General features: G+C 60.6%; 21 protein-coding genes. 16 read left to right on the top strand and 5 right to left on the bottom strand.

All coding sequences use genetic code 11. The features are described 5' to 3' along the window. Window positions 1-9: 9 nt before the first annotated feature. The 14 genes from ACQZ5K_RS22440 (at window position 10) to chrA (ending at window position 14,497) form a co-directional block, all read left to right on the top strand. Window positions 10-879, top strand: a complete 870-nt coding sequence (locus tag ACQZ5K_RS22440) for an IclR family transcriptional regulator (protein ID WP_448741443.1) — start codon at window positions 10-12, stop codon at window positions 877-879. Window positions 880-1,088: 209 nt separating this feature from the next. Further along, a complete protein-coding gene (locus ACQZ5K_RS22435; protein ID WP_448741442.1) occupies window positions 1,089-1,829 on the top strand; it encodes a helix-turn-helix transcriptional regulator in 741 nt (246 codons plus the stop codon). Window positions 1,830-1,907: 78 nt separating this feature from the next. Further along, entirely contained in the window at window positions 1,908-3,131 is a 1,224-nt protein-coding gene (locus ACQZ5K_RS22430) for a CmpA/NrtA family ABC transporter substrate-binding protein (protein WP_448741441.1), read from the top strand. 118 nt (window positions 3,132-3,249) lie between these two features. Continuing rightward, window positions 3,250-4,383: an Mrp/NBP35 family ATP-binding protein gene (locus tag ACQZ5K_RS22425; RefSeq protein WP_174056373.1), complete on the top strand. Its 1,134-nt coding sequence runs from the start codon at window positions 3,250-3,252 to the stop codon at window positions 4,381-4,383. A gap of 340 nt (window positions 4,384-4,723) precedes the next feature. Then, a complete protein-coding gene (locus ACQZ5K_RS22420) occupies window positions 4,724-5,701 on the top strand; it encodes a magnesium transporter CorA family protein (protein WP_448741440.1) in 978 nt (325 codons plus the stop codon). Window positions 5,702-5,716: 15 nt separating this feature from the next. Continuing rightward, window positions 5,717-7,636, top strand: a complete 1,920-nt coding sequence (locus ACQZ5K_RS22415) for a potassium transporter Kup (protein ID WP_003521042.1) — start codon at window positions 5,717-5,719, stop codon at window positions 7,634-7,636. Between the two features lie 146 nt (window positions 7,637-7,782). Further along, window positions 7,783-8,946, top strand: coding sequence for a cell wall hydrolase (locus ACQZ5K_RS22410; protein ID WP_448741439.1), 1,164 nt, complete (start codon window positions 7,783-7,785; stop codon window positions 8,944-8,946). A gap of 270 nt (window positions 8,947-9,216) precedes the next feature. Beyond that, on the top strand, window positions 9,217-9,582 hold the full coding sequence (locus ACQZ5K_RS22405) for an AtpZ/AtpI family protein (protein ID WP_035261818.1): 366 nt from the start codon (window positions 9,217-9,219) through the stop codon (window positions 9,580-9,582). Window positions 9,583-9,642: 60 nt separating this feature from the next. Then, window positions 9,643-10,392: a F0F1 ATP synthase subunit A gene (locus ACQZ5K_RS22400; protein WP_003521045.1), complete on the top strand. Its 750-nt coding sequence runs from the start codon at window positions 9,643-9,645 to the stop codon at window positions 10,390-10,392. A 72-nt stretch (window positions 10,393-10,464) separates the two neighbouring features. Continuing rightward, window positions 10,465-10,692 (top strand): F0F1 ATP synthase subunit C, encoded by a 228-nt coding sequence (locus ACQZ5K_RS22395; RefSeq protein WP_448741438.1) that lies wholly within the window; start codon window positions 10,465-10,467, stop codon window positions 10,690-10,692. Window positions 10,693-10,771: 79 nt separating this feature from the next. Further along, window positions 10,772-11,413, top strand: coding sequence for a F0F1 ATP synthase subunit B (locus ACQZ5K_RS22390; protein ID WP_059760786.1), 642 nt, complete (start codon window positions 10,772-10,774; stop codon window positions 11,411-11,413). A gap of 1 nt (window position 11,414) precedes the next feature. Continuing rightward, window positions 11,415-11,900 (top strand): F0F1 ATP synthase subunit B, encoded by a 486-nt coding sequence (locus ACQZ5K_RS22385; protein ID WP_003521047.1) that lies wholly within the window; start codon window positions 11,415-11,417, stop codon window positions 11,898-11,900. Between the two features lie 382 nt (window positions 11,901-12,282). Further along, window positions 12,283-13,095 carry a chromate resistance protein ChrB domain-containing protein gene (locus ACQZ5K_RS22380; RefSeq protein WP_448741437.1) on the top strand — a complete coding sequence of 271 codons (813 nt, stop codon included), beginning with the start codon at window positions 12,283-12,285 and terminating at the stop codon, window positions 13,093-13,095. 4 nt (window positions 13,096-13,099) lie between these two features. Next, entirely contained in the window at window positions 13,100-14,497 is a 1,398-nt protein-coding gene (chrA, locus tag ACQZ5K_RS22375) for a chromate efflux transporter (protein WP_448741455.1), read from the top strand. 56 nt (window positions 14,498-14,553) lie between these two features. Here chrA and ACQZ5K_RS22370 read toward each other — a convergent pair whose 3' ends face one another. After that, window positions 14,554-15,207, bottom strand: coding sequence for a ribonuclease HII (locus tag ACQZ5K_RS22370; RefSeq protein ID WP_031233992.1), 654 nt, complete (start codon window positions 15,205-15,207; stop codon window positions 14,554-14,556). Between the two features lie 336 nt (window positions 15,208-15,543). After that, window positions 15,544-16,701, bottom strand: coding sequence for a PA0069 family radical SAM protein (locus ACQZ5K_RS22365; protein ID WP_020810756.1), 1,158 nt, complete (start codon window positions 16,699-16,701; stop codon window positions 15,544-15,546). A gap of 289 nt (window positions 16,702-16,990) precedes the next feature. Here ACQZ5K_RS22365 and ACQZ5K_RS22360 point away from each other — a divergent pair, with 289 nt between their 5' ends. Beyond that, window positions 16,991-17,509, top strand: coding sequence for a glycosyl transferase (locus tag ACQZ5K_RS22360; protein ID WP_448741436.1), 519 nt, complete (start codon window positions 16,991-16,993; stop codon window positions 17,507-17,509). A 14-nt stretch (window positions 17,510-17,523) separates the two neighbouring features. Here ACQZ5K_RS22360 and ACQZ5K_RS22355 read toward each other — a convergent pair whose 3' ends face one another. From ACQZ5K_RS22355 to ACQZ5K_RS22345, 3 genes are read right to left on the bottom strand one after another with little or no spacing between them, the layout of a single operon-like run. Further along, window positions 17,524-18,957 carry an FAD-binding oxidoreductase gene (locus tag ACQZ5K_RS22355; RefSeq protein WP_448741435.1) on the bottom strand — a complete coding sequence of 478 codons (1,434 nt, stop codon included), beginning with the start codon at window positions 18,955-18,957 and terminating at the stop codon, window positions 17,524-17,526. A gap of 50 nt (window positions 18,958-19,007) precedes the next feature. Further along, a complete protein-coding gene (locus tag ACQZ5K_RS22350) occupies window positions 19,008-19,985 on the bottom strand; it encodes an L-threonylcarbamoyladenylate synthase (protein WP_448735309.1) in 978 nt (325 codons plus the stop codon). Window positions 19,986-20,038: 53 nt separating this feature from the next. Further along, the gene (locus tag ACQZ5K_RS22345) at window positions 20,039-20,647 is read right to left on the bottom strand and encodes a DUF6656 family protein (RefSeq protein ID WP_448741434.1); all 609 of its coding nucleotides are present in this window, start codon (window positions 20,645-20,647) and stop codon (window positions 20,039-20,041) included. Between the two features lie 332 nt (window positions 20,648-20,979). Between ACQZ5K_RS22345 and ACQZ5K_RS22340 the strand changes: the two genes are divergently transcribed. Beyond that, the gene (locus tag ACQZ5K_RS22340) at window positions 20,980-22,224 is read left to right on the top strand and encodes an aromatic ring-hydroxylating oxygenase subunit alpha (protein ID WP_448741454.1); all 1,245 of its coding nucleotides are present in this window, start codon (window positions 20,980-20,982) and stop codon (window positions 22,222-22,224) included. Window positions 22,225-22,230 lie beyond the last annotated feature (6 nt).

Genomic DNA, 22,230 nt, shown 5'->3' with positions numbered 1-22,230 from the left:
GTCACGCTTATGTCAAGGCAGATGATGGTGGATGTTGCCATGCCCGATAATAAAAAGCCCAATAGGCAAAAGCCTGATGCGGTTCCGGTGACGCAACGGAAAACCGGAGTTGAGACGGGCACGCTCGGCAAGGCCGTTTCGCTGCTGGAGCTGATCGCCTTTGCTGAAAAACCGATGCGCTTTACCGATGTGGTCGAAGCCTGCGGCCAGCCGCGCGGCACGGTTCACCGCCAGCTCGCCCATCTTGTCGCCGAAGGCCTTGTCGATCACGCTGCCGATCAGACCTATGCCGTGGGGCTGAGGTTGCTGCAACTGGCCGCGAAAGCCTGGAGCGGCAACGACCTGCGCAGCGTCGCGGCCCCCCATCTGGCGGCGTTGCAGGAAGTGACACAGGAATCGGTGCATCTCGCCGTGCTGAACGGCAGACAGGTCACCTATCTCGACAAGATGGAGGGGCAGCATACATTGCGCATGCATTCGCAGGTCGGCAAAACCTCGCCAGCCTATTGCACCGGCGTGGGCAAGGCGGCGCTGTCGCTGCTGTCAGCCGAAGAACTGGCGCAGCTGGCCGCGGAGCTGGATTTTCATCGCTTCACGGAAAGCACGGTCACGACGCCGGAAGCGCTGATGGCGGAGGTGGCGACCATTCGCGACAATGGCTACGGTTTCGACCTTCAGGAGCACGAGATCGGAATTCACTGCGTCGCAGCACCCGTCCGGGCGCCCGGCCGCAATTTTCGCGCGGCGATTTCCGTCACCGGTCCGGCCTATCGCGTGGATGTGGAACAGCTTCGCAAATGGGCCCCTCTGGTACGCGAGACCGCCGACAGGATTTCCGACGATCTTGCCTGCAGATTATCCCCGGTTGCGGATGGTTGAAGAAAACAGGGCGCGCACCCTGGATTTTCCCGTGCCGAACCGCCGGCCATGCACCCATTCAGATGCGTTCGATATTATTTTCGACTATTCTGAATTAAGTTTTCAACTTTTGTTTGCATGAATCGTTTTGGTGAGTAACATCCGCAACAATTTCCGGGCAAGGGCGGGCCTTTGCGGCGGCATTTTCTCATTCTCGAAGAACAGCTTTGATGCAGAAAACAGAGACGGCCGCCGTTCAGTCGATTGGTGTTGATTGCGTTCGCGAGATCGCCGATCTCAACACCCAATTCGATATATTCCGGTTTTTGAAACGGCTGACGGAGGCCTGGGAATTCAAGGCTTTCATGGTGCTCGACCTGTCTTCGGAAGTGGCGAGCGAACTGTCGCAATATACGATCATCACCAGCTGGCCGGCCGAGCTTCTGCAGCGTTACGATGAAGAGGGCATGCTCCAGACCAGCCGGGTGATGGCGCAGTTGAAAAAATCGACCGTGCCCTTTTCCGTCTCCATGGATTTTCTGGTCAGAGGCGAGGGAGAAATCGCCAAGAAAACCGTGATCAACCTTTTCGAACGGTTCGAGATGATCAATTCGGTCTGGTTCCCCGTCCACGACATCACCATGCGACGGGGCGCGGTATCCTTTTCCGGCAACAAGACGGCTGTGCCCGCAAGCCGGCTTGCGGAGCTTTTTTACATTTCCAGCCATGTCTTTGCCCGGCTGTCTGAAATCCGTCGCCTCGATCTCAGGGTTCCCGAAACCTTGAGCGAGCGGGAGATCGACTGCCTGAACTGGACCGCCGCCGGCAAGACCAGCGCCGAAATCGCTGAAATCATGATGCTGTCGGAACATACCATCAATCATTACCTGAACCGCGCGACGAAAAAACTCGACACGGTCAACCGCACCCAGGCCGTCGCAAAAGCGCTGCGGGTCGGCCTGATAAAATAGCGAAATCTTAATTTTATCATTGTGATAAACCGCTTCCTGGGCGATCCTCCTTTCGAATCACCGGAAAGGAGAAATCGTTTGCCGGAACGGCATAAGGTAAAAGCAGGATTTTCTCCGACTATCGATTGCGCCGTGCTGATAGCCGCTGCCGAAAAAGGCTTTGCTGCCGATGAAGGCATAGAACTCGAACTTTTCCGAAAACAGTCCGCCCGCGCCGTGCTTGCGGCGCTTGGTGAGGATGGCGTTCACGTCGCGCATCTGCCCGCTCCGATTCCGGTCGGCTCCGCTGTCGGCCTCGACGATCTGCCGGCCGATATTGTCGGCGTTTTCACGCTTTCCCTCGGTGGATCTGCAACGACCGTTTCCCACGGATTTTATGACGAACTCTACCGCGAAGGGCTGAAGCTGCCGGACCCGGCGGCTTTCGGACGCGCCATGGCCCGTGTCTGCGCCGCGCGCCGGGCGGCGGCGAAAAATCCGCCGGTCTTTGCGGTCGAGGATATCGTCTCGACGCCCTTTTATGCCCTGCGTTATCTGCTCGGAAGCTGCGGCGTGCTGCTCGGCCGGGATATGGAAATCGTCGAGGCCCTGCCGAAGGCGATGCCGGCGCTCCTGGAAAGCGGCAAGGTCGATGCGCTCTGTACCGCCGAACCGGCGGGCAGCGCCGTGGTGCTTGGCGGCGCTGGCCGGATCGTTACCACCGGGGCGTTGATCTGGCATAATGCGCCGGAAAAGATACTGGCTACGAAGAAGCGCTGGGCGGAGGACAATCCCGCCCTTCTTGAAGGGCTGTTGCGTGCCCTTTACCGTGCCGGCGAATGGTGCGCCAATGCCGCCAATATCGAGGAACTGGCCGGCATACTCGCCGCCCCTCAATATATGGATGAGAACGGCGAATTCCTGCTGCCGGCGCTGACGGGCTATATTTCAACCTCGCAGCGGGACATGCAGCGTTTTCAGGAGTTTTTTGTGACCAGCGCCAAGGCCGCCAATTTTCCATGGCAGAGCCAGGCCCTGTGGTTCTTCAGCCAGATGTTGCGCTGGGGGGAGGTTTCCGCCGATTACCGGTTCGATCCCGCCGTGGTGGAGGCGGCCCGCAACGCCTACCGGCCGGATATTTTCCGCAAGGCGATGAAGCCGCTTTTCGTGCCGGTGCCGGGTGCCAATCTGAAGCTCGAGGGCACGCTGCGCGAGCCTGTTCATGTCGGCGCATCCCGCACGGGTCTGGTGCTCGGCCCCGACTGTTTTTTCGACGGCCATGTTTTCGATCCGGAAACGCTGGCGATGGACGACGAAATCTGAAACCGCAGCGTTAAATCGTCGCGAATGCCGGACTGTCGCGCTTTGGCATTGGCGAAGCGCTCCGGCTTGTCTATGGATGGCACGCAATACCGGTCGGATGATGAAGCGGAGCAGAAATATGGCAGAGGTCAGCAGAAGCCAGGTGGAAAAGGCGCTGGAAGCGGTAATTTATCCCGGCAGCGGCAAGAGCATCGTCGCACTCGGCATGGTCTCGGAAATCTTCATCGCCGATGCGAAGGCCTATTTCTCGATCACTGTCCCGGCCGACAAGGCTGCGGAGATGGAGCCGTTGCGGCTTGCCGCCGAACAGGCGGCCAAAAGCGTGGAAGGTATCGTCGGCGCGGTCGTGGCGCTGACGGCAGACCGCAAGCCCGGCCAGCAGCAACCCGCACCCGCCGCGCGCCCCGCCGCCGCAACCGGCCGGCCGGCCCAACAGCCCGGCTCGTCGAAGGTCGGCGTCCCGGGTGTGCGGGCCATCATCGCCGTCGCCTCGGGCAAGGGCGGGGTGGGCAAGTCGACCACCGCGGTCAATCTGGCGCTCGGCCTCCAGTCGCTCGGCCTCAAGGTCGGCATGCTCGATGCCGATATTTATGGCCCCTCGTTGCCGCGACTGCTGAAAATTTCCGGCCGCCCGCAGCAGCAGGAAGACCGCATCATCCTTCCCATGGAAAATTACGGGCTGAAGGTCATGTCCATGGGCTTTCTGGTGGATGAGGAAGCCGCGATGATCTGGCGCGGGCCGATGGTGCAGTCCGCCCTCATGCAGATGCTGCGCGAAGTGGCCTGGGGCGAACTGGATGTGCTGGTGCTGGACATGCCGCCCGGCACCGGCGATGCCCAGTTGACCATCGCCCAGCAGGTGCCGCTCGCCGGCGCCGTCATCGTTTCCACGCCGCAGGATCTGGCGCTGATCGACGCACGCAAGGGCATCACCATGTTCCGTAAGGTGGAGGTACCGCTGCTCGGCGTCATCGAGAACATGAGCTATTTCATCGCGCCCGATACCGGCGCGCGCTACGATATTTTCGGCCATGGCGGCGCGAAGGCGGAGGCTGAAAGGATCGGCGTGCCCTTCCTCGGCGAAGTGCCGCTCACCATCTCCATCCGCGAAATGTCGGACGCCGGAACGCCGGTCGTCGCCGCCGAGCCCGATGGCCCGCAGGCCGCGATCTATCGCGATATTGCCGAAAAAGTCTGGGCGCGCATCGGTGCAGGCGAGAGAAAAGCGGCGCCGAAGATCGTTTTCGAATAGCGCGGCAATCATGGACGGAAAATCGGGCAGGTGTCTGCCCGCTTTGAATAATCCTTTGAAAACAGAAGATTAATCGTCAGTATCGGGCAGGCTTTCCGGATTTGAACTGCAGAAATGCTTCGCCTGCAATGCTGTCGAGAAAAAATATTGCTTGATTGCATCTCGCTTTGGGCGCATACGCCTGCGCCGTTTGGCTCTTGGTCCATCGGGCTGGCGAGATTGTGAAAATCCCGCTCGTTCCGGCGTTCCCTGAAGTTTCGTCCAAGGGTTTGCCGAGCGCAAACAGGATATGTTAAGCAGCATTGCGGCTGAAGCCTGCAATGTGGAGCGGAGAAACGGATTGATAAAAGCCTATCGCGCCAATTGCGAGGCGATCAGCCTGTCGTCAGACGACGGCTCCGGACAGATTCCCGACGACATCGTCTGGATCGATCTCGTCAATCCCGACAGGGCGGAAGAGCAGCATGTGGAAAAGCTGCTGGGCGTGGAACTGCCGACGCGCGAAGACCTGAAGGATATCGAGCCTTCCAGTCGTCTCTATATGGAAGACGCCAATGTCTTCATGACCGCGTCTCTTGTGTGGAAGGCGGATTCGGATGATCCGCGCCTCACCGATGTCGCCTTCGTTCTGGTTGGCAAGCGTCTGGTGACAATCCGTTATGCCGAGCCGAAATCGTTCCACCTTTTCATTGCAGCCATTACCCGCGCGCCGCACGAAATGCGCAGCGGCACGGCGCTGCTTTTGAAGCTGCTCGAAACAATCGTCGACCGCACGGCGGAAATTCTCGAAAACTCGGTTACGGGGATCGACAATCTCGCCGCCGACATTCTCGGCAGCCAGGCTCGTTCCAAACGCAAGGCGCCTCGCTATCTCGAAGACCGCCTCGGCAACATCGCCGCCTATCATCGGCTGATATCGAAGGTCCGCGTGAGCCTTGCATCTCTGGCGCGCCTGCAGACCTTTCTGTCCACCAGCGATCAGGTGCGCGAAGACAACGGCGCGCGGGAGCAGGGCAAGTCGATCGGCCGCGATATTCAGTCGCTGAACGAACATGCCTCCTTCGTTTCCGGCAATCTTACCTTCCTGCTGGACGCCTCGCTTGGTATCATCAACATCGAGCAGAACAGCATCATCAAGATTTTTTCCATCGCTTCGGTGGTGTTCCTGCCGCCGACGCTGGTGGCCTCTGTCTATGGAATGAACTTTCAGCTCATGCCGGAGTTGAACTGGACATTCGGTTACCCACTCGCGCTCATCGTCATGCTGATGTCCGCCATCATCCCGTTTCTCTTTTTTCGTTGGAAGGGCTGGCTCTGAGGAGCCAGGATCATCATGTCCCAGATCGCTGACAAGGATGTTGCCGAGAAACCGGATGCGGATGACGAGCACAAGAACAAGGGGCTTTACGCCGCGATCCTTGGTTCCATCGGCGTCGTCTATGGCGATATCGGCACCAGCCCGCTCTACGCCTTCCGCGAGGCCCTGCGGCCCATCGCCTATGACGGCGTGACGCAGGAAGAAGTTATCGGCCTCACATCGCTGATGATCTGGTCTTTGACCATCATCGTGACGTTCAAATACATCACGCTGCTGCTGCGCGCCGACAATGACGGCGAGGGCGGCACGCTGTCGCTGCTGGCGCTGCTGATGAAAACGGCAGGCACCCATCGCGGCGTTCTCATCGTGCTAGGCCTCATCGGCGCGGCGCTGTTTCTGGGCGATGCCATGATCACCCCGGCGCTTTCGGTGCTTTCGGCGGTGGAGGGTCTGAAGCTCGTCACGCCGGAAATGGACGCCTTCATCATCCCGATCTCCGTCGGCATTCTCATCGGCCTTTTCGCCATCCAGTCCCACGGCACGGGCACGGTGGCGAAATTCTTCGGGCCGATCACCGCCGTCTGGTTCATCGTCATGGGCCTGGCCGGTCTCCTCCACATCGCCGATGATTTCAGCATCCTCTTCGCCTTCAACCCGTGGCACGCGGTGGAGTTTCTGGCCAATGAAGGCTTCTACGGCATCGTTGTGCTTGGCGCGGTTTTCCTGACGATCACCGGGGCGGAAGCGCTTTACGCCGATCTCGGCCATTTCGGCCGCCGTCCCATCCAGTGGGCGTGGTTCTGTCTGGTTTTCCCGGCATTGACGCTAAATTATCTCGGGCAGGGCGCGCTGGTGCTGAAAGACCCGGCGGCGATGTCCAATCCCTTCTACCTGATGTTCCCGCAATGGGCGATCCTGCCGGCCGTCATTCTGGCGACCGCCGCCACCATCATCGCCAGCCAGGCGGTCATAACAGGCGCGTTTTCGCTCGTGCGTCAGGCGATTCATCTCGGCTACCTGCCGCGCATGGAAATCCTCTTCACCTCGGAAACCAATACGGGGCAGATCTACCTGCCGGCCGTCAACACCATCCTGCTGTTCGGCGTCGTGGCGCTGGTACTCACCTTCAAGAGTTCGGATGCGCTGGCCACCGCCTACGGCATTTCCGTCACCGGCGCGATGGTCGTCACCAGCCTGATGTTCTTCGAATTCGTGCGCAAGCGCTGGCAATGGTCGGTCTGGCTGGCCATTGCCGTGCTGGCCCCGCTTCTGGCGCTGGAGCTGATCTTCCTCGGCGCGAACCTCCTGAAGATTCACGATGGCGGTTATGTGCCGGTGCTGCTGGCAATCGCCTTCACCGTCATCATGACCACCTGGCAGCGCGGTTCGAGAATCCTCTTCGCCAAGACCCGTCGCATCGATGTGCCGCTGAAGGCTTTCATCGCCTCGGTGGAAAAGGAAAGCGCGCATGCGCCGGTGCGCGTGCCCGGCACGGCCATCTTCCTCACCGGCGATCCGGAAGCGGCGCCGGCCGCACTGTTGCACAATCTCAAGCATAACCACGTCCTTCACGACAAGAACGTCATTCTGACGATCCGCACCGAAGATCAGCCCCGCGTTCATCCTGCAGATCGTTATACGCTGACGAAGATGAGCGAACGTTTTGTCGTGGTCGAACTGCATTTCGGCTTCATGGAAACCCAGAACGTCACCCAGGCGCTGGGCTATCTCCGGCGCACCGGCTACAAGTTCGACATCATGTCGACCTCGTTTTATCTCGGGCGGCGCAAGCTGGTGCCGGATCCGAAATCGGGCATGCCGGGCTGGCAGAACCGCCTGTTCATCGCGCTGGCCGAAACCGCCGCTGATCCCTCGGATTACTTCCGCTTGCCGGCAAACCGCGTGGTGGAACTGGGCTCGCACGTCGTGGTCTGAGCATTAGAAGATGGTTACACATTAACGTGAAGCCGCGTCCGTGCGCGGCGTTAACCAAGCATCAAGGTTAATAAGAGATTCTCGAACACCTGTAGCAAATATGGTTGTCGGTGTTCGGAGTGCTGGTTTTGCGTTCGAAAAGAGTAATGCGTCGTCGGTCCCCCGTGTCCTTTCAGGGTTGGGCGTCAAAATGGACCTCGCCCGTCGTCTTCGGCCTTGCCGCCTGGCTCGTTTTTCCCTCCCTCGCCGCGCGCGCGGATCTCGCTTCGCTGCTGGCCGGTCTGGATAATGGCGGTGAGCAATGGCGCATGGTGCTGACGGCCTCTCCGGCCGGCTCCGTTCACAATGCCTCGCTGACTTTTAATGACGCCGCAGGGGAGGCCGCATTGCATGGCGGCGGCATGATCCTGCCCAATGGCAACAAGGTGGCCTTCGTCACCAACAAGAAGGGTGAGGCAACGACGCCTGACAGCGAGCGCGTCAACCGCGCCGCCAAGAAGGGCCGCATCGTCGCCACCGAAATCATGCAGCCGCCCAAGGCCTTCACCGCCGGTTCCGTCCTGCAACGCACCAGCATGCTGGATATCGAGCCGCTGAAGCGCAAGGATCGCACCGCTTTCGTCAAGTCGAAACGCAGCAAGGATGTCGAGCTCGCCTCCTTCTATTTCCGCCGCGACGAAAAGAAGATCGACAAGAGCGTCTCGCCGATGCTGGCGGAGCTCGTCACCAACCGTACACCTGACATTCTTGCGACGGCTTACGCACCCGCCGCCCCGGATTTCGCCCGCGAGTCGCCGTTTGACGCCATTCTCAAAAAGCCGGACGCGGGCCGTTTCGTGCCGAAGATCAGCGCCGATGACCACGCATGGGCCGCAACCCCGCTGCCGGCCGAGGTGTTTTCCGCGGCCGAGCAGCAATGCCTGGCATCCGGGATTTACTTCGAAGCGCGCGGAGAATCGGTGAAGGGACAGGCGGCGGTCGCACAGGTCATCCTTAACCGCGTGCGCAACCCCTCCTATCCGAAAACCATCTGCGGCGTGGTTTACCAGAACAAGGACTGGCGTAACCGCTGCCAATTTTCCTTCGCCTGCGACAATATCAAGGACCGCGTGAATTCCGAGCGCCACTGGAAGATGGCGCGCGAGGTGGCGATGGCCACCACCGCCGGCAAAATCTGGTTGAACGAAGTGGGTTCGGCCACCCATTATCACGCCGTTTACGTGCGTCCCGCCTGGGGCAAGTCCATGAAGAAGGTCGGCAGAATCGGATTGCACGTGTTTTACCGTACCTATGGTGGCGGCTGGAGCTGATACCACCGCCAATTTGTCGCATTTTGCGTGTCAAAAATGCCGATTCCCTGGGGAAACATCGCCGCCAAACCGCGATTTGATATCAAGCTATTGTTTTTGCATGATTAATTTGTGTAAAAACAACCGCTCGCGGTGCCTTGACTAGAGAAGCCCCTAAAACTATGTTGCGCGCGACTTCAGAGCGGGCTGGAACAGGCTTAATCCGTCACCGTTTACAACTCCAAAGGGTTCTGGCATGGCTGGAACGGAGAAAATGGGTGGGATTTTAAGATGACTGGCAACCGTGACGATAGTCTGGACGAGCGCCGCAAGCGCCTTGCTGACGAGTTGGCGAAGGTGAAGGCGGAGGATGAGGCGGAAGTGAGGGCGGAGACCAACGCTGCGGAAAGCCGGAAGGGCTTTGCGATGGCGGTTAAGCTCTCATCGGAGTTCATTTCGGCCATCGTGGTCGGCGCTATGCTGGGTTATCTTCTGGACTATTTTGCCGGCACGACACCGTGGGGGATGATCGTTCTTCTTCTTCTCGGTTTCTGCGCAGGCGTATTGAATGTGTTGCGCTCGACCGGCGCGGTGGCCAAGCCGCCGCTGCTGGAAAAGGCGGACAGGCGAGACGAGGGTGGAAAAGGCGGCGTTTAAGCTGTTTTTTCTTGCAGTTGAGATGCCGCGACAGGCGGCGACAGGTAAAGAGGGCAGCCGGTGGCAAACGATCCGACCCATCAGTTCTTGGTGCAGCCGATCATTCCGATCGAAATTGGCGGCGTCGATTTTTCCTTCACCAATGCGTCGCTCTTCATGGTCGCGACCGTGGCTGCGGCTTCCGGTTTCCTTTATTTCGCAACGTCGAACCGCGGTCTGATCCCGACCCGCATGCAGTCCGTCGCTGAAATGTCCTATGAATTCATCGCCTCCATGCTGCGCGAAGGCGCTGGCAAGAAGGGCATGGTGTTCTTCCCATTCGTCTTCTCGCTGTTCATGTTCGTGCTGACGGCCAACCTTCTCGGCATGTTCCCGTATTTCTTCACGGTCACCAGCCAGATCATCGTCACCTTCGCGCTCGCCTGCCTCGTCATCGGCACGGTCCTGGTTTACGGTTTCTGGAAGCATGGCCTGCATTTCTTCGGCATCTTCGCCCCCTCGGGCGTGCCCAAGGCGCTTTTGCCGCTTGTGGCGTCGATTGAAATGATCTCGTTCCTGTCGCGCCCGATCAGCCTTTCGGTTCGTCTTTTTGCGAACATGCTGGCCGGCCACATCACGCTCAAGGTTTTCGCAGGCTTCGTCGCCTCCATGAGCGCGCTCGGCGCGCTAGGTGTCGGCGGTGCTGTCCTGCCTCTCATCATGACGGTCGCCATGACCGCTCTCGAATTTCTCGTTGCCTTCCTGCAGGCTTATGTCTTCGCGGTACTGACTTGCATGTACCTGAACGACGCCGTGCATGGTGGTCACTGAGAAGTAAAGTCGCTGGCCCCGGCAACGGGCGTCAAAAACAGCCGCAACAACCAATATCTCAAGGAGTCTCACATGGAAGCGGAAGCAGCAAAGTACATCGGCGCAGGTCTCGCATGCCTCGGCATGGCTGGTACGTCCCTCGCACTCGGCCGTATCTTCGGTGATTACCTGGCCGGCGCACTGCGCAACCCCTCTGCTGCCGACAGCCAGTTCGGCCGTCTGGTATTCGGCTTCGCCGTTACGGAAGCTCTGGGCATCTTCTCGCTGCTCGTTGCTCTCCTTCTCCTGTTCGCTGTTTAATATCGGCATCAGGTCTGGATCACGGCCCGCAAATGGCGTGCCGTGATCCTTCGCATTTGCAGTACCCCTGGAGGTGAGCATGTTCGTGACCGAGGCTTATGCCCAGTCAGCACCGACCGTAGGTGAAACGCATACGGAAACTCCGGCTGTCGGCCAGCCGCAACCGGAAGCCACGCACACGGAAACCGGTGTGGCGCACGGCGCCGAACACGGCGCTTCCGGCGTATTCCCGCCGTTCGACCAGTCTACTTATGCATCGCAGGTCCTGTGGCTGGCGATCACGTTCGGCCTTTTCTATCTGCTGATGCAGAAGGTCATCGTTCCGCGCGTCGGCGGCATTCTCGAAAACCGTCATGGACGTATCGCACAGGATCTCGATGAAGCGGCACGGCTGAAAAGCGAAGCCGACGCTGCCGTCGAAACCTATGAAAAAGAACTCGCGGCAGCTCGCGCCAAGGCAGGCTCCATCGGCGCTGCGGCCCGTGACGCCGCAAAGGCGAAGGCCGATGCCGACCGCGCCGCTATCGAAGCCGGTCTTGCCGAAAAGCTCGCCGCCGCTGAAAAGCGCATTGCGGGCATCAAGGAACAGGCATTCGCCGATGTCGGCGCCATCGCCGAAGAAACCGCGACCGCGATTGTCGACCAGCTGGTTGGCGCCAAGGTCAAGGACACGGACGTCAAGGCAGCGATTGCCGCCGCTTCGAACGTGAAGGGAGCCTGATATGGCATTTGATGCATCATTTTTCGCTCTCGTCGGTCTCGTCCTCTTCTTCGTTCTGGTTGCCTATCTCAAGGTTCCTGGCATGCTCGCCAAGTCTCTGGACGAGCGCGCCCGGAACATTCAGGACGAGCTGGCCGAAGCCAAGCGTCTGCGCGAAGAGGCCCAGCATCTGCTGGCCGAATATCAGCGCAAGCGTAAGGAAGCCGAAGCAGAAGCCGCAGGTATCGTTGCCGCCGCCGAGCGCGAGGCCGCAGCCCTGACGGAAGAAGCCAAGCAGAAGACGGAAGAATTTGTCGCCCGCCGCACGGCCCTTTCGGAACAGAAGATCAAGCAGGCCGAAGACGACGCCATCGGCGCCGTCCGCGCCGCCGCCGTGGATATCGCCATTGCCGCTTCCGAGAAGCTCATTGCCGAAAAGACCACCGCCGCCGCAAAGGCCAAGCTTTTCACCGCCACGATCGGCGAAGTGAAGTCGAAGCTGAACTGAGATTTATCTCGGTATTGTTCAAAACCCCTCCGGCGAGAGCCGTGAGGGGTTTTTTGTTGTCAAATGGGTTGGAGTTATAGCGCCAAAGGTGGATGATCGGCCCGCTTTGGCCAAAGATGGGGGATATCGGATTGCTCTTCCGCTCTGCACCAACAGCGGACATGCTGTGCATTTTCTGACGCAGCCAACCTCGTCGGGAAGGCTTATTCCATAGCGCGGCACAGAAGGGCCATTTGCCGGTGTGGTCCGATGGGACGCCCGATCACCTGCTTGACATATTCCAATTCCGGTGCGAATTTTTACCTATGGGGTAGCGATCGCCCCATGAGGCCACGGCCGAAGAATCGCGTCCTTTGAACCCGAAAAACCGGAGGGACGCGCGATGCCGTCATTTCTTGAAATCACGCCCGAAAAGCTCAATCGCATTATCGGCACGCCCAACGCGCCGACGATTATCGACGTCCGCACTGACGAGGACTTCGCTGCTGATCCCCGCCTCATACCGGGAGCGGTTCGGCGCGACTACCGCCAGGTGACGGACTGGGCCGAAGGGCTTACCGGGCCTTTGGTCGTCCTCTGTCAGAAAGGCCAGAAGCTCGGTCACGGCGTGGCCGCTCACCTTCGTGCGGTTGGCGGTGCCGCCGAGGTTCTCGAGGGCGGCTTCGAAGCCTGGCGTGCGTCGAAAGCGGCCCTGGTCCCCGACGACAGGCTGCCGCCCCGCGACAGCCGTGGCCGGACGGTCTGGGTAACCCGCTCGCGTCCGAAAATCGACCGCATCGCCTGCCCGTGGCTGATCCGGCGCTTCGTCGATCCTTCGGCGGTCTTCCTGTTTGTAGCGGCGGCGGAAGTATCAGCGGTCGCCGATCGCTTCAACGCCACGCCCTTCGACATTGAAGAGGTCTACTGGAGCCACCGTGGCGAGCTTTGCACCTTCGACGTCATGGTCGAGGAATTCGGCCTTGCGACGGAACCCATGCTCCGCCTCGCGACAATCGTCCGGGGAGCAGATACGTCCAGACCTGAACTCGCCCCCGAAGTGCCGGGACTGCTTGCCGCCTCGCTCGGCCTATCCCGGATGTTCAACGACGACCTCGAACAACTCGCGGCCGGCATGACGCTCTACGATGCGTTTTACAGATGGTGCCGTGATGCAACCGAGGAGACCCACAACTGGCCCAACCCGAGGAAGGCATGAGACCATGACCGACCTTGCAAAGACCAGTGTCCGCCTGGATGCGGGCGAAGACGACATCGTTCCGCTTTCCGAAGCCGTGAAGGTATGGGCGCGCGTGGCAGCGCTCAGCTTCGGCGGCCCAGCAGGCCAGATAGCAGTAATGCACCGCATCGTCGTCGACGAGAAGCGCTGGGTGGGTGAACACCGCTTCCTGCATGCCCTCAACTACTGCATGCTGCTGCCTGGGCCGGAGGCTCATCAGCTTGCCATCTATATCGGCTGGCTGCTGAATAAGACCAGGGGCGGCATTATCGCCGGCCTGCTGTTCGTCCTGCCGGGGTTTCTATCCATCCTGGCGCTCAGTTACGTCTACGTTATCTTCGGCGACGTCACCGCGATTGAGGGCATGTTCTTCGGGCTGAAATGCGCGGTCCTCGCTGTTGTCGTTCAGGCGGTCTTTCGGATCGGCAGCAGGGCGCTGAAAAACAATGTGATGGTCGCCATGGCGGCCGCCGCCTTCGTCGCGATCTTCTTCCTCCACGTGCCCTTTCCGCTGATCATCCTTGCGGCCGCAATCATCGGCTGCTTCGGGGGGCGGGCAGGGCTTCCCGCCTTCAAGGCAAACGGCGGACACAAGTCGGGATCGGGCAAGATACTCGAAGATAGGGATTCCATCCTCGGCGAAGACATTCCCCTTCACGCCAGACCCAACCTTGCCTGGTCGCTCAAAACCTCTGGCACTCTTGCGGCGCTCTGGCTTATTCCCGTCGCGACGCTGATCCTGGTGCTCGGTTGGGACAATGTGTTCTCGAAGATGGGTCTGTTCTTTAGCCAGATGGCTGTCGTCACCTTCGGTGGCGCCTATGCAGTGCTCGCCTATGTCGCTCAGGCTGCGGTGGAAAACTATGGATGGCTTCGTCCGGGAGAAATGCTTGATGGTCTCGGTATGGCCGAGACGACGCCCGGTCCTCTCATTATGGTAACGCAGTTCGTCGGCTTTCTCGCAGGTTACCGCGATCCGGGGGCGTTGTCGCCGCTGGCGGCGGCCACTCTCGGAGCGATCCTGACGACCTGGGTAACCTTCGTGCCGAGTTTCCTTTGGATATTCGCTGGCGCGCCCTTCATCGAGAAGATGCGCGGTAACGCGGCGCTTGGCGGGGCGATGTCGGCCATCACTGCGGCCATCGTCGGTGTGATCCTCAACCTGGCGGTCTGGTTTGGACTTCACGTGCTGTTCGAGGAAGTCCGACCCATGGCCCTCGGCCCGCTGACATTGGATGTTCCAGTCTTCTCATCACTCCTGTTGCCGTCGCTCGTCCTGACATTGCTCGCGGCATTCGCCATTTTCCGGCTCAAGCTGTCCGTGATAGTCACGCTGGCCCTTTCTGCAGCGCTTGGAATTGCCTGGCGATCGATATTTTGAAACCCGGGGTCCGCTTTGGCCTATCGCGGAAGTGATTGCCGGACCTTCATTCACGATCAATCCCGCTTCAGCGGCCGAAAGCTCATCCGGTGCAGCGGGCAAGGCCCGTGGCTTTCGATGGCGCGCAGGTGGGCCGGCGTGCCGTAACCGGCATGGCCTTCAAAGCCATAGGATGTGTGCACCACACCCGCGCGTTCCATCATCCGGTCGCGGGTCACCTTGGCGATGATCGAGGCGGCGGCGATGGAGAGGGAGCGGGAATCGCCCTTGATGACGGCTTTGGCCTCGCAGGCGATGCCGGGCGGGCGGTCGCGGCCGTCGGCCAGCACAAGGGCAGGGGAGATTTCGAGACCGAGCACGGCGCGGCGCATGGCGTCGAGGCTGGCGCGCAGGATATTCATGCTGTCGATGAGGCCGGGGCCGGAGGAGGCGACGGATACGATCGAGGTTTCCATGATCTGTACGAACAGGCTTTCCCGCTTCTGCTTCGTCAGCTTCTTGGAATCGTCCATCCCCTTGGGAATATTGTCCGGATCGAGAATGACGGCTGCCGCAACCACCGGTCCGGCCAGAGGTCCCCGGCCTGCCTCATCCGTGCCGGCCACGGGCCAGAGGCCCTTCTTTTTCGCTTCCAGTTCGAAGGAAAAATCCGGACCGGTATCGGCAAGATCAAAAAGAGCAGGAGAATCGGGTGTGGCCGTGCGTTTCATGCGGCGAAACTGGCACACACACCCGATCTCCTGCAAGCCCCCGGAAGCGGGCGATGACAGGCGCGGTGAGCCGGGGTCAAGGGGCGTGGCTCACCGTGCCCCGAAGGTCATCATGACCTTTGATCCTCCAACGGGGCGGCGGAGGAAAAACGATCGCACGCGAGGCGGCGGTTCCGGGGGCGATGTCCGGCGGGCCAGGGAAAACCTACCGGGCATTTCGTGGGAGCGTGGCCGGTCTAAAAAAGAGGCCGCAGCTCCCTGTCATATTCTGCCTGATATCGCCGCACGTTCCGTATGGTGCTTCGATCAGGCGGAGTTGTTTTCAGCATCGGTCTTTCAAAGCAGCGACAATTGCACGCCTGCACCGCCCGGCGGCACGAAGAGATCGTCGCGCAGGTGGATGCCGCGGCGGATGAGGCCGAGCCTTTTTGTCGCCATCTCGAAACGCCTGCCGATCTGCCAGGCATAGGGGCCGGCGCCCTTCATGCGTTTTCCAAATTCCGCGTCGTAATCCTTGCCGTCGCGCATGGAGCGTACCAGCGACATGACATGACGGTAGCGGTCCGGATAGTTGCGCAGCAGCCAGTCGCGGAACAGCGGGCTCACCTCCAGCGGCAGGCGCAAAAGCACATAAGACGCTTCGGTGGCGCCGGCGGCCTTGCCGGCCTCGAGAATACGCTCGATCTCATGATCGTTGAGCGCCGGAATGACAGGCGCCATCATCACGGCCACGGGAATGCCGGCCTCGGTCAGCGCCTTGACGGCTTCCAGCCGCTTCTCCGGCGTGGCGGCGCGCGGTTCCATGTTGCGCGCTAGCTTCCGGTCCAGCGTGGTGACGGAAATACCGACCTTGGCGAGCCCCTTTTTGGCCATGGGCGCCAGAATATCGATATCCCGCTTGATCAGCGCCGATTTGGTGACGATGGCGACGGGATGATCGGCCTTGGCCAGCACTTCCAGTATCTGCCGCATGATGCGCCATTCGCGCTCGATTGGCTGATAGGGGTCGGTATTGGTGCCGATGGCGATCACCCGGGGCTTGTAGCCCGGCTTCGCCAGTTCCCGTTCCAGCAGCTTCGCCGCATCCGGCTTGGCGAAGAGCTTGGCTTCGAAATCCAGCCCGGCCGAAAGCCCCATATAGCTGTGCGTGGGACGGGCGAAACAATAGATGCAGCCATGTTCGCAGCCGCGATAGGGATTGATGGAGCGGTCGAAGGGGATGTCGGGCGATTCATTGCGGGTGATGATGCTGCGCGGCTTTTCCACCTGCACCTCGGTGCGGAACTCCGGCATGTCCTCGAGTGTCTGCCAGCCATCGTCGAAAACCTCGTGCTGCAGGGTCTCGAAGCGCCCATCCGGGTTCAGCCCGGCGCCACGGCCGCGACGACGGTCGATCTCGATGCGCAGGCCGGATGCATCGGCCAGCGCATTGGCAATATCCGGCATATGGCTCGGCTGGAAGGCAGCTTGCCCCGAAAGCGTATGGTTTCTCATCTGGATGCTCCCAGGACGCCGCACGCCTCTCAAGGCACGCTCAACGCCCTAAACCGTTTCCGTCCGGACAGGCTTTCTACCGCCTTCCGAATGATTAAATTCCTACATCAGGAATGAGAACAATACAAGAACAAAATTGCAAATTCGGCTCGTTCTCCAGAGATGGATGCGTGGCCGCGACAGGCACGGCCACGTCCGCAGACTTTGCGGTCGGTGGCAAGGACAGCCTTGGATTTTACAGCGATGAGCATAGTGGCAATTTATTGTGCGATGCGTTAGAGCTATGCAGATGTTGACAGTCATAATGGAATGCCGGGATCACGAGCCGGAACTGGCGCACACATTGTCTGCGCTTGTAACCGGGGCCGTGGAAGGGCTTGTAAGCGATGTTGTGATTCTCGATCACGGTTCGCGCGATGGATCGTCGCGCGTCGCCGATGCCGCCGGCTGCCGTTTTTATGGGCAGTGGGATATCGAAGACGTCGTGAAGTCCGCACGCGGCGGCTGGCTGCTTCTGATCGAGCCGGGCGCGCGCCCGCAGGCGGGCTGGATCGACGAGATTCTCGAATATGTGGCGATCTGCGCGCAGCCGGCCCGCTTTTCGCCCTCGCGCTATCACCGGCGCAATGTCCTCAGCCGTATACTGCGGCGTATTCCGCCATTGGAACACGGGTATCTTCTGCCAAAGAAGCATGCCGTGTCGATTGCGAAATCGGGCATGAGCCTGACGCAATTTGTCGGCGCGCAGAAACCGCGCCGGCTGAATGCGGAAATGGTGCCCGCCTGGGCGCTGCGGGCCTCGGCCTAACCTCGGGGGCCGCTTTACCCGGCCAGAACCTTGCCGGGGTTCATGATGCCGGCGGGGTCGAAAGCGTGCTTGATACGCCGCATCAGTTCCATTTCGATGCCGGGGCGGATGGCGGCCAGTTCATCGCGCTTCAATTGCCCGATGCCGTGTTCGGCCGAAATGGAACCGCCGAGCGACAGCACGATGCCGTGCACGATCTCGTTCATGTCCCGCCAGCGGCCAATGAATTCGGCCTTGTCGGCACCCACCGGCTGGGAAATATTGTAGTGAATATTGCCGTCGCCCAGATGTCCGAAGGCGCAGACGCGGGCGCCGGGTATGGCGGCAAGAACCGCCTTTTCCGCCGTCGCCATGAATTCCGGTATTTTCGACACCGGAACGGAAACATCGTGCTTGATCGAGCCGCCTTCGGGTTTCTGCGCCTCCGACATGCTTTCGCGCATATGCCAGAGCGCCTGCCGCTGCGCTTCGGACGCGGCGATCACCGCATCCTGAACCAGCCCGGCCTCAAAACCGCGCTCCAGCAGCGATTGCATCATGCTGTCCGCCGTTTCGGCCGAGTCGGAGGTGGAAATATCGATGAGCGCATACCAGTCATGCGGCTGTTCCAGGGGATCGCGCACGCCGGGAATATGCCGGGCGGTGAATTCGACGCCGATTCGCGGCATGAGTTCGAAACCGGTCAGCGCCGTGCCGCAGAGATTGGAGGCCATCTCGAACAGCTTCAGCGCGTCCTCGGTGGAGCCGAGACCCGCAAAGGCCACCTGATGGCCGAGCGGTTTCGGGAAGAGCTTCAGCACCGCACCCGTGATGATGCCAAGCGTGCCTTCGGAGCCGATGAAGAGATCGCGCAGATCGTAACCCGTATTGTCCTTTTTCAACCGGCGCAGCCCGTTCCAGATTTCGCCGGTCGGCAGCACCACTTCCAGCCCAAGGCAAAGCTGGCGCATATTGCCATAGGCGAGTACCGCCGTGCCGCCGGCATTGGTGGCGAGATTGCCGCCGATGCGGCAGGAACCCTGCGAGCCGAGCGACAGCGGGAACATCCGCTCCACGGAATCAGCAGCCTTGTGGATGTCGTCGAGAATGCAGCCGGCATCGGCGACGATGATGTTGGCAACGGGATCGATATCGCGAACGCGGTTCATGCGCTCCAGCGACAGGATGATGTCCGTTCCTTCGGCGCGTGGCGTCTGGCCGCCGACGAGGCCGGTATTGCCGGTCTGCGGCACGATGGCGGTGCCGGTCTCGCTGGCGAGCTTCAGGATGGCGGCAACTTCTTCAACCGAACCGGGCTTGATGAGTAGTGGCGAGGCGCCGCGATAAAGCCCACGATTTTCCACGAGGCGCGGCGCCATTTCCGCCGGGTCGCGGACCGCGTTCTTTTCGCCGACAATGGCGGTGAAGCGGTCGAGGATGTCGGAGGAGGGGATGGCGGTGGTCGTCATGGGCGGCGTCTCGCTGTCTTTTGAAACATGGGCGAAAGGATTGGGTGCCGTCAGCCTCGCGGCGCGGCGGCGCGGGAAAGGCGGTCGTTGATCGCCTCTCCGAGACCATGGGTGGGAATGGCGGTGATGGCGATCATGTCTGCGCCGCTCGCATCGGCGGCTTTCAGATAATCGAACAGATTGGCGGCGGCCTCGGAAAGATCGCCGGAGGGGCTGAGATCGAGCACGGTGCGCGCCGTCTCTTCGCCGGCGATGGCGATGCCGCCGAAGCGGATCAGCGCTTCGCCCGGCAGAACCGATGTGGCGTGAAGGCGCACGGCCGCACCCGGCGCGTAATGCGAGGCCAGCATTCCCGGCGCCTCAATGGCGGCGGCTGCTTTTTTCGGCCGTTCGAGCCGTTTGCCGGCAATGCGCTCTATGTCCGCGGTGACGATGCCGCCGGGACGAAGCAGCCGCACCCGGCCATCCTCTTCCACCTTGACGATGGTGGATTCGACACCGACGGCGGCCGCACCGCCATCGAGAATGAGATTGATCTTTCTGCCGAGATCCGCCTCCACATGGGAGGCACTTGTCGGGCTGATCTTGCCGGAACTATTGGCGCTGGGGGCGGCGAGCGGCCTGTCGAAGCGGCGGATCAGATCGCCGGCAAAACCCTGCGGCACACGAATGCCGACCGTATCGAGACCGGCTGTCGCCAGCGAATGAATGTCGCTTGCCGGTTTCAGCGGCAGCACCAGCGTCAGCGGGCCGGGCCAGAAGGCTTCTGCCAGCTTCAGCGATATGGGGTCGAAGACGGCGTAACGTTCGGCCATGGCGATATCGGCCATGTGGCAGATCAGGGGGTTGAATTGCGGCCGGCCTTTTGTCTCGTAAATGCGGGTAATCGCCGCCGGATTGGTGGCGTCGGCGGCAAGGCCATAGACCGTTTCTGTCGGCAGGGCGATGGGCTGGCCGGCGGCAAGCTCCGCCACAGATGCCTGCAGGGCCGTTTCCCGCTCTTTGTCTATATCGATATGACGCGCCATGATGCTGCCTTTCAGGGCGGTCAATAGCGTATTTCAGAGGCTTATGGAAAGTTTTATATCGCCTTGATGATCCTGCGCATCTCCTCGGACCGCGCGCCGAGCATGAGCACGTTTTTCAGCGCCACCCGCGGATCGTGGGTCTGGAACAGCAGGCCGCCGCGATGCACGGAGGTATCGACGGCGAGTTCCTGATGGGGAAGCGCGTTGATGGCGACTGCGAAATACATCCGCGAATAGCGCGCATCGATATTTTCGAAGAAGTTTTCGGCCCCGCTCAGCTCGGCGAAGAAATTCGCGAAATAGAAGGACCAGAGCACATGGCGCTCGGCATCGAAGCTGGTTTTCGCCGCCGTGACGTGACAATAGCCGAGATGCGGCCGGTCATTGAGCAGATGGTGAAAAACCATCTTCGGAAAACGGATGGACTGGTGAAAGCCGTTCAGACGGCTGTGGGTGGCATCGGCGGCAGCTTCCAGCTTTCGCCCGGTCAGCGCAGCCACTTCGTCATGGCTGTAATAGACACGTTCTTTCGGCAGCCATCGCTCTTCATAACGGCTGATGCGCCCTGTCCGCAGGAAATCGGAATGCGCGGTCTTCGAGCGTATCGGTGTGAGCGAATGCCTGCTCGCATCGAAATAGCGTATGCGTGTCGCCTTCTCCACTGGGAACACCCTCGTTGCTGTCGATCCGGCAAGATAATTTAGGGCGCGTTAATACTCCGTTGCGCCGCATCCCCCGTTTTTTAATGGGTGGGGAGCAGGACGCGCGCCATCATGCGTCATATTGCGACGTCATTTCCGTCATTGAATAGCTGTCGGATTTCCCAGCGGAATGGGCTGAGAGGGCGAATTGAGCATGTCGCAATTTGTCGCCAATGCGGAAGGTAATGTCGCTGTTTGTGCTGCCGCAAATGAGCGCCGGTGTTTAGATGAGTACATGCTTCCGCAACCCCGCAAATGGTGTCGGGCAGGGCGGTTTGATCGAGGATTTGGCCATGGAATTGCGTGATACCGTATTGCGCCAGCTGAAAAACCGCCGCGAAGGCTTCAGCCTGGAACAGCCCTTCTACACGGACCCGGATTATTTCAAGCTGGATATGGAAACGATCTGGTATCGCGACTGGCTGTTTGTCGGCCATGATTGCGAAGTGCAGAAGTCCGGCAGCTATTTCACCGTGCAGGTCGGCGCCTATTCCGTGGTCATCGTTCGCGGCCGTGACGGGCAGATCCGCGCCTTCCACAATTCCTGCCGCCATCGCGGCTCGCGCGTCTGCACCACGCAGAAGGGCCAGTCGGCCCGCCTCGTCTGTCCCTATCACCAGTGGACCTACGATCTCGACGGCAAGCTGCTTTTTGCGCGCCATATGGGCGAAGAGTTCGACAAGGGCGATTTCGGCCTGAAGCCGGTCGCCTGCGAAACCGTCGCCGGTTACGTCTTCATCTGCCTTGCCGATCAGCCGGCCGATTTCGAGCCCATGCGCAGGGAAGTCGAAAGTTACATGGCGCCGCACCGCATCTGGGAAGCGAAGGTCGCGCATGAGAGCACGATCATCGAAAAGGGCAACTGGAAGCTCGTCTGGGAAAATAACCGCGAGTGCTACCATTGCGCCGCCAACCATCCGGAACTCTGCCGCACCTATCCCGAAAACCCGAGCGTGACGGGAACGGACGGCGGTGCGAGCGATCCCGAGATCGGCGGCCACTGGGCGCGCTGCGAGGCCGCCGGCCTGCCGAGCCGTTTCAAGATCGACCCCAAGGGCCAGTTCCGCGTCGCCCGCATGCCGCTGATCGGCGAGGCGGAGAGCTACACCATGTCCGGCAAGCGCGCCGTGCGCCGACCGCTGTCTGACGATGTCAGCATCAGCCATATCGGCGCGCTGCTCCTGTTCCACTACCCGACGACCTGGAACCACTTCCTCGGCGACCACACCATTTCCTTCCGGGTGCTGCCGCTCAGCGCCACGGAAACCATGGTCACCACCAAATGGCTGGTGCACAAGGATGCCGTCGAAGGCGTGGATTACGATCTCGACGACCTCACTCACGTCTGGAACGAGACCAACGACCAGGACCGCCGCATCGTCGAGGAAAATGCCTTCGGCATTCGTTCCCCGGCCTACGAGCCCGGCCCCTATTCCATGGAAGACGAGGGCGGCGTGATGCAGTTCGTCAACTGGTACTCCGATTTCATGGTCGACCGGCTCTCGGGCGATAAGGCCCGGCTTTCGGCTGTAGCGTGATGCGAA

The organism is Agrobacterium sp. 22-226-1, assembly GCF_053522345.1.
This window is presented reverse-complemented; position numbering and strand designations above follow the sequence as displayed.